We start from the raw sequence: 14,017 nt of genomic DNA, 5'->3' as shown, positions 1-14,017 counted from the left end.
CGAGAGAGGGAACAGCCTCGATTGAATGCTTTAGTTATCCTGTGCCTGTATGCCTAGCACGTCTGCGACCGAGAAGTGGCGTGATCTGCGGGGAGGGAAAGTGCCTTCAAAGCTGACTCCTCGGCTCGTTTGACCGAGGCCTCTTCCACATCCTGTTCCTCGCTAAGCGATAAAATTTCGCCACGCAATTTGAGCATTTTCTGATCCAGTTCGTAGGTTGCACGTGCAGCTTCGGTCAACCCGTTAACCACGTGTTCGGGCACTTTCTTATCAAACTTATAGTACAAAATATGCTCCATACTGGCCCAGAAATCCATAGCCAATGTGCGCAATTGAATTTCGACCTTAATCCAGCGTGTGCCCTCAAACAGAATCAATGGAATCTCCACAATGACATGTAGGCTCTGATAGCCGTTGGGCTTAGGATGGGCAATATAGTCCTTGACCTCTAGAATCCGAATGTCTTCCCGTGTGCGGAGGTGATCCATCAGACGATAGATATCTTTGACAAAAGCACATACCACGCGCATGCCTGCGATATCATGAATTTCACGCAATATATTGTCCAGGGTGACCTCATGCCCTTTGCGCCGAACCTTTTCCACAATGCTGTGGGGTTCTTTGATCCGGGTTTTAATGTGCTCAATCGGGCTAAAACCATCTATCAGTTTCCATTCCGTCTGGATCAGCTTAATTTTATTCTTTAACTCCTCCAGAGCGAGTTGATAAAGGACGGGAATCTTTCTCCATTCCTCTAGTTGCTTGGCGTCAACACTGTTCTGGTCCAGCTGTAGCTGAAATTCCTGCAAGGGCAAAGGGACAGCATTCAAGTGCTTCCAATCCGGTTCATTCACAGAGCATTCTCCTAAATGAGGCTTACGATGTCCTCGATCTATTTCGTAAAAATGGATTACCGTATATATTGTACACTATGTCAAAACGTACAGGCAAAGGAGAGACGGACAAAGAAATAAGAAATAAAATAATAATTATAGTGGTAAAACCGAGTAATCCGATGTATAATTGCAAAAATGCTGATTTAAAGCATTAAATTTTTTCGAAAATAGCACAAATGTTGAGTAGTCGTTATTAGATCAAAAATATAAATTACAGAAAATGAGGATGAGCAAAATGGCAAAAGTAGAAAGCTTTCAATTAGACCACACGATTGTAAAGGCTCCTTATGTAAGAGCAGCGGGAGTAGAGCATGATGAAAAAGGAAGCACGGTACAAAAGTATGACTTGAGATTTCTACAACCGAATGAAGACGCATTGCCAACAGCTGCTGTACATACGCTGGAGCATTTATTGGCGACGTATCTGAGAGACGAAATCAAGGGAATTATTGATATTTCTCCTATGGGCTGCAGAACGGGATTCTACTTGATTTTATGGAATGAACACGAGCCTGAGGAAATTGCACTTGCTTTGGAAAAAACGTTGAAAAGAATTCTGGAAACGACAGAAGTCCCGGCTGTTACTGCTTTGGAATGCGGGAACTATAAGGACCATTCTCTTTTCTCTGCGCAGGAATATGTGAAGATTGTGTTGGAGGCTGGCATTAGCCGCGATCCTTTCAAAAGAGTATTTTAAAATCTATGATTTCAATAGACCTATCTCATCAGACAGCAGTAGTGACAGGCGGTAAGTCGGGTATAGGCAAGGGGATTGTAGAGCTTTTCATTCAAAGTGGAGCTAAGGTGATTTCTGCTGATATTTCATATGAAGAACCGTATAGAGTGGTCAATTCACAGTTGGTTGAAACTCAATTGGACATATCCAAGCCGGATGATATCGAAAGATGGTGCAATCTGCTAATCAGCGAAACGGGAGTTCCTGACATATTGGTGAACTGCGCAGGTACTTCTACGATGGATTATGTCATTGATAGTGAGTTGGCTGATTGGGAGAAAGTATTTTCAATCAATTCAACCGGGCTATATGTAGCGTCCAAACGGTTTGCCAAGGAAATGGTGGACGCGCGTAAACCGGGGCGAATTATCCAAATTGCTTCACAGGCTGGAAAAAATGGATATCGGGCTATGGGCGGATATTGTGCATCCAAACATGCGGTTCTCGGCTTGACCAAGGTGATGGCCATTGAGCTTGCTCCGCATCAAATTTTGGTGAATGCGGTTTGTCCAGGTATCGTAGAAACGCCGATGAAGCATCGTGAGCGGATTGAAGGGGGCGTCATTCGCGGAATGTCCGCCCAGGAGATATATGAAGAAGATTGTTCGCAGGTACCATTGGGGAGAACCGCCGAGGTAGAGGATGTCGCCAATGTGGTGCTGTTTTTGGCAAGTCCGCTCTCCGCATATATGACAGGACAAGCGATTAATGTTACAGGTGGAATGACGATGCACTAGCATACTAGCATGATCTGGGGGAAAACAACATGAAGAAATCGTTCGTTTTACTATTAGGGATTAGTTTATTACTCGTAGCTGCAGGATGCGGCAATAAAAGTACAGACAGTAATGGCTCCAGCTCCGCTTCCGGTGCGGAAACGCAAAAGGTAGTCATTGGCTCCATGGGGTCTGACGCGCAGATTTGGAAGCATATTGCTCAATCCCAGGCCGCCAAGGATGCCAAGCTGGATATTGAAGTAAAGGAAATTAACGGTGGAATCGAAACGAACAATGCGACTAGACAAGGCGATGTGGACGTGAATGCATTCCAATCGTGGGCGTATCTGGTGAGCTATAACAAAGAGAGCAAAGCCGATTTGAAGGCGATAGCCACCACCTATCTGGAGCCGATGGGGATTTATTCGCAAAAGTTCAAAAGTATTGATGAAGTGACCGACGGAGCGTTGGTGGCTTTGGCGGACAATCCGGCGAATACAGCAAGAGGTTTGAAGCTGTTGGAAGCATCCGGTTTGATTAAACTTAAAGCTGACTTTAATGATGCTTTAGGTACAGTCAATGATATTACGAGTAACCCAAAAAACTTGAAATTTGAACTCATCGACGACAAAACAGGTCCGCGCGTGATTCAAGATGTAGGCTTGGTGTTGATCGGGAACACGATTGCTTTAGAAGGCGGTCTGAACGTACTGAAGGATTCCTTGTTCCACGAAGAGATCAGTCAGGCGACAAAGAACAATATTAACGTTCTGGTAACTTCAGCGGATAAGGCAAACGATAAGGGACTACAAAAATTAGCGGATCTCTATCATAACGAGGATACTCAAAAGTACATTAAGGATGAATTTGGCGGTACCAAAGTAGAGGTTAAAGAACCTGTTTCTTATTTGGAAGGACAAACTGCAAAATAAACATAAAAGAGGTCAGCCAGTTTTCTGGTTGACCTCTTTTATTCGTTAGAGGCTTCTACTGGTAATTTCAGTAGTCGTTTTGCATTTGAGCATGGGTTTCGGCTCGATAATGTTTGGGAGAGAATCCCTTTACCTTTTTAAAAATTTTTGAGAAGAGTAAAGGGTCATTATAGCCGACTGAACGGGAAATATCGCCTATCGAAAGTTCAGCGTTACCCATCATTTCACAAGCTTTGTTGATCCTGTAGCGAATCAGATAGTCCTGAATGCTTGTGCTTACTCGTTGTTTAAATAACGAACATAAATAACTCCGATTGAGTCCGATAAAATTTGCAATATGCTCAATGGTAATTTTCTGAGCATAATTCATTTCGATAAAATCCTTCACTTTTTCAACGTAAATTTCCGCCCGACCTTCCTTTTGTCCAGAGAACGTTGCCGGACTGAACTCAATTAGCTCCGATAACATTGAGTAAAGCAGCCCGGCCAATCTGGTTTCCCGAGCTTTATGATACCCACTTGATTCGTTCATTTGTTGCAAATACTGATAAATCAAATGCTCTCCTTCAAAGTAGAGGATTGGGGACATCATCGTCAGGCCTGCCTGCTTGAGGAGTGTTTCTGCCAGTGACCCGTTAAAACCAAACCAGCAATAAGACCAAGGATTCACTACATCGGCTTGATAATAAGTGATGACTTGCGGGCAGATTAGGAACCATTGTCCTTTCCGTAAGCGATAACTGAACCCACCGACCTCGAAGGTACCCTCCCCGTCCAAAATATAATGGAGCAGATAGTGATCTCTTATAGCAGGTCCAAAAAAGTGACCGGGTATGCATTCCTCTATGCCAAACTGAGTTAGATACAATTCAGAGTGCTGTTTACTACGTGGCAAATACTCAATCACGGTATATCTCCTTATGTAAATTATCAAGCATTATAACATAAATAGTGAGTACCATGCCATGTACTTCATATCTAAAATTAATATATGATTTCTATAGAACCTATTGCTATATCATTGAATCTTATCAAGCTTTACACCATATGGACTTAGTTGATGGCTGTTACAAAAGGGTTGTTCTAAGTGCCATTTTAGGTGTGGATCTCCGATGATTATTATCTAAGAGAGGGGTTATTTTCCCAATGGGTATCATTGTTCAAGAGCAACCGGGGCTGTTTCATTTGCAGTCGTCGGGCATGAGTTATATTATTCAGATTGTCGATGGATTTCCTGTGCATGTATACTGGGGAGACAGGTTGAAGCACCGCGAACCCATGGCTGATCTATTGCTTCACACTCCCGCGACGGCTGGATTAGATCGGCTGCCGCAAGAATACCCGCAGTATGGGAGTGGAGACTTCCGTACACCGGCGTATCAAGTAGAGCTTGAGGATGGAACACGCATCACGGAGTTAAAGTACGATGGTTACCGGATCATTAAGGGAAAGCCATCTTTACCCGGGCTTCCGGCCGTTTATACCGAGAATGAAGCCGAAGCGGATACGTTGGAACTGGAATTAAAGGATGCCTTTTCAGGTCTTAAAGTGGTTCTTCTTTACACCGTCTTCGCGGATCGAAATGTAATCGCTCGTTCGGCTCGTTTGAGTAATGCGGGGGGACAAAATCTTCGGCTCCTCCGTGCACTAAGCGCCAGTGTCGATTTCGCGGGGAAAAGCGATTTAGAGTTCATGTATCTTTCGGGAGCATGGGCTCGGGAAGGGAATATTACCCGCAAACCGATTCTTCAAGGCGAAACCCGAATTGATAGTAAAAGAGGCATGAGCAGCCATCAGCTTAATCCTTTTACTGCATTAGTCACGCAGGAGACCACGGAAAGCCAGGGTGAGGCATTCGGCTTTAGCCTTGTGTACAGCGGAGGCTTTGAGGCGGGAGCAGAATTAGATTCATTTGGCTCTACACGGTTTAGCATTGGCGTAAACTCGTTTGACTTTTCATGGTTACTGAATCCAGGGGAGAGCTTCCAAACGCCAGAAGCCGTTATGGTTTATTCCGGTCAAGGACTGGGAGAAATGTCGCGTACATATCATCGCTTGTATCGGACTCGGCTTTGCCGAGGGACATATAGGGATGAAGAACGCCCTATTCTGGTCAATAACTGGGAAGCTACCTATTTTGACTTCGATGCGGATAAGTTGGTATCGATAGCGAAAGAGGGGGCTGAGCTAGGCATCGAACTCTTTGTCCTGGATGACGGTTGGTTCGGAAAACGGGATTCTGACAATTCGTCTCTCGGTGATTGGTACGAAGATCGCCGGAAGCTGCCAGACGGACTGGCCGATGTTGCCAAACGTATCAATCAGCTGGGGCTTAAATTCGGACTCTGGTTCGAGCCGGAAATGATCTCTCCAGACAGCGAATTGTACCGCAAGCATCCAGACTGGTGTCTTCACGTTCCAGGACGGCGACGTAGCGAAGCCAGATGGCAGTTGGTACTGGACTATACTCGCAAGGAAGTGCGCGATTACATCTACGATTCGCTGGCTGCCATTTTCTCCAGTGCTCCAGTCTCTTACGTGAAGTGGGATATGAATCGGTGCCTGACGGAAATTGGTTCCGCTGATCTGCCGCCGGAACGCCAATCCGAGACTGCCCATCGCTATGTTCTTGGATTGTATGAGCTGTTAGAGCGCGTCACCACCGAATTTCCGCATATTCTTTTTGAGAGTTGCTCAAGTGGTGGAGGACGTTTTGATCCAGGCATGCTTTACTACATGCCTCAAGTCTGGACTAGTGATAATACCGATGCGGTGGAACGCCTGAAGATTCAATATGGAACTAGCCTTGTCTATCCTGTAAGCGCCATCGGAGCCCATGTGTCGGCCGTTCCGAACCATCAAGTTGGACGCATAACGCCCCTTGATTTTCGAGGTGATGTTGCCATGTCTGGAAATTTTGGATATGAGCTTGATCTCACGAAATTCACCGATGAGGAAAAAGAGACGGTTAAACGTCAAGTCACAGCATACAAGCAGATTCGTGGCTTAGTACAGAAGGGTGACTTGTATCGCCTAAAGAGTCCGTTTGAAAATAACGAGTCGGCTTGGATGTTTGTTTCCGAAGACCAAGAGGATGCCATCGTCTACTATTTCCAAGTGATGGCTGTTCCGAATGCACCTTGGCGAGCCCTGCGCCTTGACGGACTGAATCCAGAACTCGAATATGAAGTTCAGTCTGGAAATAGCGGGGAAAAGTCTATCCATGGGGGGATAGGCTTATGAAGTTGGGCCTCCCTCTTGTCTACAGACAGAAAGACTATGAAAGTGGATGGTTCAGGCTTCGGGCCATAAGGTCCAGCAAGGCTTAGGGCTTAAAGGATCAGTACAACAGTACAAATGGCGAAAGATAGAAAACAATTGATTGAGTTATGCATGCCCCTTTTTATATGAAAAGGGGCATTTTGCGCGCAGCAGCCGTACTGATCGGGGAGGGCAAGCCATGTTTTTTATACGAATGATGAATGATATGAAACTAAGGAAGAAGATGACACTTACATTCATTTCGGTAGCTGTTCTTCCCTTGCTGTTATGTGGCTTGTTTCTGACGGGAAAGCTCCGAGAGGCCGTCATTAGGGACGCTTTTATGCAAGTATCCAACAATGTCGAGCGGGTCCGAAATCGTACAGAAGAATTGATTAAAGTACCACTGGACATCTCGTATCGGCTAACCAATGATAACCGGATGAAAATGGTGGCTAGCCAGAAGTATGACAGCTACATTGAAGTCATTCAGGCTTACCGGGAGTATACAGGTATTCGTGACTACCTCCAATTGTACAAAGAGATATCCGGCATCCGAGTCTATGTCTCTAATCCTGGAGCATTGAACAACTGGGAATTTATTCAGCCGGACGAAAGAATCACAACCGCAGATTGGTACAAGGAGGCTATAGAGCAGAAAGGATTGGCTGGCTGGAACTTAATCAAGGATGAGAGGGACGATGCCGATTATCTCAGCCTGATTCGTTCATTCGCAGTGAATTCACTAGGGCAAAAAGGGGTTTTGGTCATCAATGTTAGTAAGCGCCAATTAAATTCAATCCTGGATCAGGAGTCGTTCCCTACCTTGATCGTGGATAACCGGAATCAGATCGTCGCGTCCAATGAAGCAGAGTTGTTCGGGAAGAATCTATCTGAAATTCATGTCGACGAGAATATACTTTACCAACAGGAAGGAAGTTACAACACACTCATTAATGGAAAAGCGTCAAAAGTGGTGATCGCAAATCTAACGCCACAGAACAGCTGGAATGGACTTCGCATTATTTCCGTTTTTTCCGTTTCCGAGATTACCCGAGATGCTAATCAAGTGATATGGCTCGGTGGAGTCGTGATCACGGCCAGCCTGATATTTGCAGCCTTACTTATCTATGCTTCTGCTTCGCTATTATCCAGAAGGATTCTCCGCTTGAGCAAGCATATGACCCAAGTAGGGGCGGGCTCATGGCAAACCTATCTCCATATCGACGGAAAAGATGAAGTTGGTCTACTATCGAGAGAATTTAACGCGCTCGTCAATAACGTAAACCATTTGGTCCAGGAGGTTCAAGAAACGAATCGTCAGAAAAGTCTGGTGGAGCAAAGACAAAACGAGATCAAGTTCAAAATGCTGGCAAGCCAGATTAATCCGCATTTTCTCTTCAATTCTTTGGAGTCCATCAGAATGGAAGCCCACATTCGCAAACAGGACGATATCGCCAAAGCAGTATGGCAGTTGAGCGCGTTGTTACGCAGCAGTCTGGAGGCCGGTAACGACAAGATTCCGCTGCGTAAAGAGCTTGAGCGGGTGTGCTGTTATCTTGATCTTCAAAAGTTCCGGTATGAAGAGCGTTTGGAGTATCGCTTAACGGTTGATCCGGATTTGGAGGAAATGTTGGTTCCACCTCTGATTATCCAACCATTGGTGGAAAATTCTATTGTACATGGTCTGGATAATCAAGCAGAAGGAGCTGTCATTGAAGTGAAAGTAAAGGAAATCCCAGAAGGGGTCCGAGTTATGGTATGTGACAACGGCGCCGGTTTCACAGGTGATCGTCTCGCCCTTGTACGAGAAGAGCTTGCTGCATCCGTACATGAGCAGGAGGTCCAGCGAATTGGATTGCGAAATGTAAACGATCGTCTTGTCTTATTGTATGGGACCTCTAGTGCCTTAAGCATTGAGAGCCAGCCGGGGAAAGGCACTTGTATTCAGTTTTTCATACCTGGGGGTGAATCCAAATGATTAAGGTAGTTATCGTTGACGATGAGCCGAAGCTTCGTCAAGGCCTTCAAACTCTGATTCCATGGGAGAGTCTTGGGTTTACCGTTACAGCTACGGCAGCCAATGGAAAAGAAGCATTGGAAGTCATCCAGGAAAAGTCCCCCGATGTCGTAATCGTCGATATCCGCATGCCGGTTATGGATGGCTTACAGTTGATTGAGCACTTGAGATCTGACGGTCATCATTTACATTTTATGATCCTCAGTGGATATGCCGACTTCGAGTATGCCAAACAAGCGATCAAATACGGGGTGTGCGGCTATCTCCTTAAACCGGTGGACATTGTTGAAATGTCGGCCAGTTTAAAGCAGGTACGCGAGCGGATCGAAGAGGAGCGCCTTCAACGGGAGTGGCGTAAGAAGGAGGTTATAAATCGGGATTTATACCTGCACAGCCTGCTCGTCTCTCAAGAGAAGACGGAAGATCCCACCAAGTTGAGAAGTAAGGCAGTAGAAGCAGACTTGTTGTGGACCCACTACGAAGTTGTGGTCGTGTATCCGCGCGTTTCCGAAGTGGACCGTTCCGATGTCGCATACCAGCTTTCGAATGGATTGAAGGCAACGATCGAGGGGCAGATGATGGGGCTTGTCACAGTAATCCCGCCGTATACGGTCCTTTTGCTCAACGAGCCGCTGCGTGGAAGACAACGACGCGAAACTCTGTACAACGAGATTCGTAACGCTGCGGATAAGGTCCGGTTCGCCGCTGCAACCGGAGGGGGAGTAACTGCTCCCGAAGATATTTGCAAATCTTTTTTAAAGGCCCAGGAAGCGGTAAAACGATCCTTTTTCAGCGAGAAGAACCGACTGCTAGATCCGTATCCTTTCTTTTCTCCTTCGCTGGCTTCCCCCGGATTGTCTGTCGATAAAGCTGAAGAAACGATGGAGGAATTCATCTTCCGCCTGTATTACAGTCTGGAAGTAGGAAACCAGAATGTCATACTACCATTGTTGAACGAGGTGGCAGCATTTTTTCTCCAACAGGGGCAAGATGAAAAGTCGATCAAAGAGTCATTCTTCTTTCTATCCAATGCGATCATTCACAAGCTGACCGCGGGGTTCTGTATCGAGTTGAAAGAGACGGAGGAAGTTTCCCGTTTTTTGAATGGGATATACCAGCATGAACACCTAGATGACCTTTTGGAAGAGACCTACCGTTTCCTGCTAGCTTTGGCGAAAGACTCCGAACCTCGTGGAAAGGAGCAGGAGTTCAAAAAAATGATCGACTTTATTCACAAGCATTATGCAGACAACCTGAGGCTGGAAGCGTTAGCCGGACTACTAAACTACAGTACCGCCTATTTGGGCCAGCTCTTTAAGAACAAGACAGGGGAGTACTTTAACACCTATCTGGACAGAGTCCGTATCCACAAGGCAAAGGAGTTGCTGGACCAGGGAATGAAAGTTTACGAAGTCGCTGAAAGCGTCGGCTACACAAGCGTCAACTACTTTTATAGCAAATTCAAAAGGTACGAAGGCTGTTCACCGTCGGAATATAGAAATCCATAATTTGTGGATGATTTTTCCCGAAATCCGTTATCTGGGCTCTGACTCTCCTCTGTTTTATGATGGATTTTAAGAGAGGGGATGAGAAAATGAAAGCGGTAACAGCAAATTCGGAAAACGTATACAAAAAACCGAAGAGGAATGCTTGGAAGGTATTTAAAAGCCAAAGGTATCTTTACTACATGTCTATTCCGTTTGTTATTTGGGTCTTCGTCTTTCAGTATTTGCCGCTATGGGGCTGGACAATGGCATTTCAGAAATACAGACCCGGTTTGAGTTTTTTTGAACAGAAGTGGGTGGGCTTGGAGCATTTTCGTACTTTGTTCCAAGATGATCATTTCTACCAAGTACTGCGGAACACGTTGGCTATGAGTCTTATGGGACTGGTCGCTGGTTTTATTGTACCGGTTGTCTTTGCTCTATTGCTCAACGAGGTCCGCATACAAGTGATAAAACGATTTGTTCAGACCGTATCTTATCTGCCACACTTTGTTTCATGGGTGGTTGCTGCAGGCATCGTCACCAAAATGCTTTCAGCGGATGGCGGTGTCGTAAACGATATGCTCATGGGTCTAGGCATCATCGATCAGCCAGTCCAGTTTATGGCCCAAGGTAAATTATTTTGGTGGGTTGTAACTTTCGGAGACATCTGGAAGGAAACGGGTTGGAACGCCATTATTTATCTGGCTGCCATCGCCGGTATTGGTCCTGAATTATACGAGGCTGCGCGGGTGGACGGCGCTAGCCGATTCCAGCAAATGTGGCACATTACGCTGCCGGGAATCCGGCCGACCATTATCATTCTCCTGATTATGTCTATTGGCCATCTGCTCGGTACGGGATTCGAGAAACAATTTCTGCTGGGCAATCACCTGGTCATCGATTACTCTGAAGTACTTGATTTGTATGCGCTTAATTATGGTCTGGCGATGGGACGTTACTCTTTCGGAACGGCCATTAATATTTTCAATTCGGTGATCAGCCTAGTCCTATTGTTTGCGGCTAACGGAATCTTTAAGCGCTATACCAACGAGAGCATTATGTAAGGAGGAGAATGGACATGGAGGCTGTCAAAAGCACTACGCCGGTCGGCGGATTAAACAACAAGCTTCAGGCGAAATCACCACAAGACCGAATCCTGGGGGTAGTTGTTTATCTTTTCATGATTGTGGTCACCGTTCTGACGATCTACCCGTTCTTAAATGTGCTGGCTATCTCTTTTAACGATTCGGTAGACACCATTAGAGGGGGAATCACCATCTGGCCAAGGCAATTTACGTTGAAGAATTACGATTTGATTTTCACCTATGAGGGGTTAATCACTGGATTCAAGATCTCCTTTCTGCGGACCATCATTGGCACCGTAGCGGGTTTGGTCAGCGGCTCGATGCTTGCCTATACACTTGCCCGAAGTGATTTTCAAGCTAGAAGGTTCATCTCCATCTTTCTTGCTGTCACTATGTATGTTTCCGGGGGGTTAATTCCAGGTTTTATCCTGATGAAGGAACTGCATTTAATTGATACATTTGCCGTCTATATTTTACCAGGTCTTGTAAGTGCGTTTAACGTCTTCATTATTCGTTCCTTCATTGACGGCCTGCCTTATGCGTTACAGGAATCAGCCAAGCTGGATGGTGCCAACGATTTCACAATCTACTGGCGCGTTATACTTCCTCTTTGCAAACCAGCATTAGCGACCGTAGCGCTCTTCTTGGCGGTTGGGCAATGGAACTCTTGGTTCGATACTTATCTGTTTAATGGGTCCAATGAATCGTTGACGACCCTGCAATATGAATTGATGAAAATTTTGCAAAGTACGACAACAAGCGCAACCAATTCCCAGGACGCTGCTAATATGGCGGAGCGTATGGCACAGGTATCCCCGGAATCGGTTAAAATGGCAATTACCATCATTGTTACCGTGCCGATTCTTATCGTCTATCCTTTTTTACAAAAATATTTTGTTAAAGGTATGACGCTTGGAGCGGTAAAAAGCTAAAACGAAGCAGCAAACATTCATTATACAGGGAGGGTTCGCTCCATGAAGTCAAGAAAAAACAGAATGATCGTATCTTTCGTAATGTCACTGACTTTAGTGGCTACCCTAGCAGGGTGCAGCGGTAATAATCCGTCTGAGGCTACCAAGGCCGTAACTACAGGGGACATCACGCTTACTTATTTTTCGGAAGACTCCAGCACGAATTGGAATAATATGAAGGATGAAGTCGGCAAGGTCATCGCGGAAAAAACCGGAGTAACTCTAGATGCTGAATTCGCTGTCGGTGACCCGGTCCAAAAGATTTCCTTGATTGCAGCCACAGGAAACTATCCTGATTTAATCGCTGCTAAGGCGGATGTCGGCAAACTTGTCGATGCTGGCGCAATCATTGATTTGACGGATTTGATCGATAAGCATGCACCAAACATCAAAAAAATGCTAGGAGACAAGCTTGTTCGGGCGAAGTACAGTTTAGATGACCAATCCATCTATGTTATTCCGACCTGGTCCGCTGTCGAAGAAGAAAAAATCAAACCCGACGTAGGATTTAAACTCCAGCACCGTGTCGTCAAGGAAGCGGGATTCCCGGACATTCGTACAGTACAGGATTTCGAAAAAGTCATTAAGGACTATATAACCAAGCATCCGACGGACGAAAATGGCAACAAAAATATCGGACTGTCCCTAAATGCCGACGATTGGCATATGTACCAGGTAACCAACTCAGGCTTCCAAACGACCGGGGGACCAGACGACGGCGAATACTACATTGATCAAAAAACTCACCAAGCGACTTATCATTTCCGCCGACCGGAAGAAAAGGAATATTTCCGTTGGTTAAATCACATGAATGCCATTGGATTGCTTGATTCGGAAAGCTTCGTGCAGAAGACCGATCAGTTTAAGGCAAAAGTGGCTTCTGGCCGCGTACTGGGTCTAGCCGATCCAGAATGGGACTATGGCGATGGACAAAATGCACTGAAGGCGGAAGGCAAATTCGACCAGACTTACGGTCATTACCCAGTCACCATGAGCAAGGAGTACAAGGATACCAACTTCTGGCTGCCTGGTTTTGATGGGGGATACGGAATTTCGATCTCAAGCAAGTGCAAGGACCCGGTACGCGCTATTAAGTTCCTCGATTTTCTGGCATCGGAAGAGGGTCAAGTCCTGAATAACTGGGGAATTGAAGGCAAGCATTACACGGTTAAAGACGGCAAACGGACGATTATTCCGGCTGTACTTGAACGGATGAACAATGACAATGCGGCTTTCCAAAAAGAGTCCGGAATCGGTCTATATTGGAACTTGATGGTCCATTATGGTGATGGCATCAAGGACTCAACTGGCAACTATTTTACTCGTAGTTATCCGGAACTGCTGACGGCGACTTATAACAAGTCGGAGAAGGAAGTTCTGAAGGGCTATAAGATTGAGCACTGGAAGGATCTATTCCCGAAGGAAGATGAATTCCAACCGAGAGCATACGGAGCAGCTTACACGATGCCTCTTCCCAATGACGATCCGGCTGTTATTCTCGGAGCCAAGATGAAGGATATTACATGGAAACGAATTCCCGAAGCTGTCATGACCAAGCCGGAAAACTTCGACAAGGTTTGGGATGCCTATATGGCAGAACTGGAGAAAGCCGGAGTACAAGAAATGGAAGAATCTTTTACCAAGCATATCCAAGACCGAATTAAGCTGTGGTCCACTAACTAACTTGATTCACATAAAAGAACGGGACCGTTTCCACTTTCCTGCCGGAAAGGAGACGGTCCTTTTTTCATAATGGTTTGCCATAGACGACTTTTGCTCAAGGCACAAACAAACAGCGGCTACCCCGGTTATTTTTAGAGGTGGCCGCTGTTTGTTTAAAGTAGACTACTTCGTTACTTCATGACGCTGACGGGACGGTATAGTTACGGATACGGTAATTCTCATAAAAGCGC

The 14,017-nt window shown here is 45.7% G+C and carries 10 protein-coding genes and 1 pseudogene; 9 read left to right on the top strand and 2 right to left on the bottom strand.

The window, feature by feature from the left end; all coding sequences use genetic code 11:
* Positions 1–53: 53 nt before the first annotated feature.
* Positions 54–854: a GTP pyrophosphokinase gene (locus G7035_RS05625; RefSeq protein ID WP_016819513.1), complete on the bottom strand. Its 801-nt coding sequence runs from the start codon at positions 852–854 to the stop codon at positions 54–56.
* 277 nt (positions 855–1,131) lie between these two features.
* On the opposite strand from G7035_RS05625, the gene G7035_RS05620 reads away from it, so the two are divergent.
* Genes G7035_RS05620 through G7035_RS05610 form a run of 3 tightly spaced genes read left to right on the top strand, consistent with a single transcriptional unit; the run spans position 1,132 to position 3,280 of the window.
* Positions 1,132–1,593 carry an S-ribosylhomocysteine lyase gene (locus tag G7035_RS05620; RefSeq protein WP_013369209.1) on the top strand — a complete coding sequence of 154 codons (462 nt, stop codon included), beginning with the start codon at positions 1,132–1,134 and terminating at the stop codon, positions 1,591–1,593.
* A gap of 5 nt (positions 1,594–1,598) precedes the next feature.
* Positions 1,599–2,369, top strand: coding sequence for an SDR family NAD(P)-dependent oxidoreductase (locus G7035_RS05615; protein WP_019686029.1), 771 nt, complete (start codon positions 1,599–1,601; stop codon positions 2,367–2,369).
* A gap of 29 nt (positions 2,370–2,398) precedes the next feature.
* Positions 2,399–3,280 carry a MetQ/NlpA family ABC transporter substrate-binding protein gene (locus tag G7035_RS05610; RefSeq protein ID WP_019686030.1) on the top strand — a complete coding sequence of 294 codons (882 nt, stop codon included), beginning with the start codon at positions 2,399–2,401 and terminating at the stop codon, positions 3,278–3,280.
* 67 nt (positions 3,281–3,347) lie between these two features.
* On the opposite strand, the gene G7035_RS05605 is transcribed toward G7035_RS05610, so the two are convergent.
* Positions 3,348–4,187 carry an AraC family transcriptional regulator gene (locus G7035_RS05605; RefSeq protein ID WP_019686031.1) on the bottom strand — a complete coding sequence of 280 codons (840 nt, stop codon included), beginning with the start codon at positions 4,185–4,187 and terminating at the stop codon, positions 3,348–3,350.
* Positions 4,188–4,426: 239 nt separating this feature from the next.
* Here G7035_RS05605 and G7035_RS05600 point away from each other — a divergent pair.
* The 6 genes and pseudogenes from G7035_RS05600 to G7035_RS05575 all read left to right on the top strand — a co-directional run bounded on the left by G7035_RS05600 (position 4,427) and on the right by G7035_RS05575 (position 13,787).
* Positions 4,427–6,609: pseudogene (locus G7035_RS05600) on the top strand (alpha-galactosidase).
* Positions 6,610–6,740: 131 nt separating this feature from the next.
* The gene (locus G7035_RS05595; RefSeq protein ID WP_019686033.1) at positions 6,741–8,522 is read left to right on the top strand and encodes a cache domain-containing sensor histidine kinase; all 1,782 of its coding nucleotides are present in this window, start codon (positions 6,741–6,743) and stop codon (positions 8,520–8,522) included.
* Entirely contained in the window at positions 8,519–10,069 is a 1,551-nt protein-coding gene (locus tag G7035_RS05590; protein WP_016819519.1) for a response regulator transcription factor, read from the top strand. Before G7035_RS05595 ends, G7035_RS05590 begins: the two co-directional genes overlap by 4 nt.
* Positions 10,070–10,155: 86 nt before the next feature.
* Positions 10,156–11,112 (top strand): ABC transporter permease, encoded by a 957-nt coding sequence (locus tag G7035_RS05585; RefSeq protein ID WP_016819520.1) that lies wholly within the window; start codon positions 10,156–10,158, stop codon positions 11,110–11,112.
* Positions 11,113–11,126: 14 nt separating this feature from the next.
* Positions 11,127–12,065, top strand: a complete 939-nt coding sequence (locus G7035_RS05580; RefSeq protein ID WP_016819521.1) for a carbohydrate ABC transporter permease — start codon at positions 11,127–11,129, stop codon at positions 12,063–12,065.
* A gap of 42 nt (positions 12,066–12,107) precedes the next feature.
* Positions 12,108–13,787 (top strand): ABC transporter substrate-binding protein, encoded by a 1,680-nt coding sequence (locus G7035_RS05575; protein ID WP_017428012.1) that lies wholly within the window; start codon positions 12,108–12,110, stop codon positions 13,785–13,787.
* The last annotated feature ends 230 nt before the right edge of the window (positions 13,788–14,017 follow it).

Origin of the sequence: Paenibacillus polymyxa, from assembly GCF_015710975.1 — a bacterium.
GTDB lineage: Bacteria > Bacillota > Bacilli > Paenibacillales > Paenibacillaceae > Paenibacillus > Paenibacillus polymyxa.
This window is presented reverse-complemented; position numbering and strand designations above follow the sequence as displayed.

What these genes read in the sequence shown, in the direction of transcription:
- G7035_RS05620 (WP_013369209.1), top strand. Translation starts at nt 1,132, where the DNA reads ATGGCAAAAGTAGAAAGCTTTCAATTAGACCACACGATTGTAAAGGCT.
- G7035_RS05615 (WP_019686029.1), top strand. Translation starts at nt 1,599, where the DNA reads ATGATTTCAATAGACCTATCTCATCAGACAGCAGTAGTGACAGGCGGT.
- G7035_RS05610 (WP_019686030.1), top strand. Translation starts at nt 2,399, where the DNA reads ATGAAGAAATCGTTCGTTTTACTATTAGGGATTAGTTTATTACTCGTA.
- G7035_RS05595 (WP_019686033.1), top strand. Translation starts at nt 6,741, where the DNA reads ATGTTTTTTATACGAATGATGAATGATATGAAACTAAGGAAGAAGATG.
- G7035_RS05590 (WP_016819519.1), top strand. Translation starts at nt 8,519, where the DNA reads ATGATTAAGGTAGTTATCGTTGACGATGAGCCGAAGCTTCGTCAAGGC.
- G7035_RS05585 (WP_016819520.1), top strand. Translation starts at nt 10,156, where the DNA reads ATGAAAGCGGTAACAGCAAATTCGGAAAACGTATACAAAAAACCGAAG.
- G7035_RS05580 (WP_016819521.1), top strand. Translation starts at nt 11,127, where the DNA reads ATGGAGGCTGTCAAAAGCACTACGCCGGTCGGCGGATTAAACAACAAG.
- G7035_RS05575 (WP_017428012.1), top strand. Translation starts at nt 12,108, where the DNA reads ATGAAGTCAAGAAAAAACAGAATGATCGTATCTTTCGTAATGTCACTG.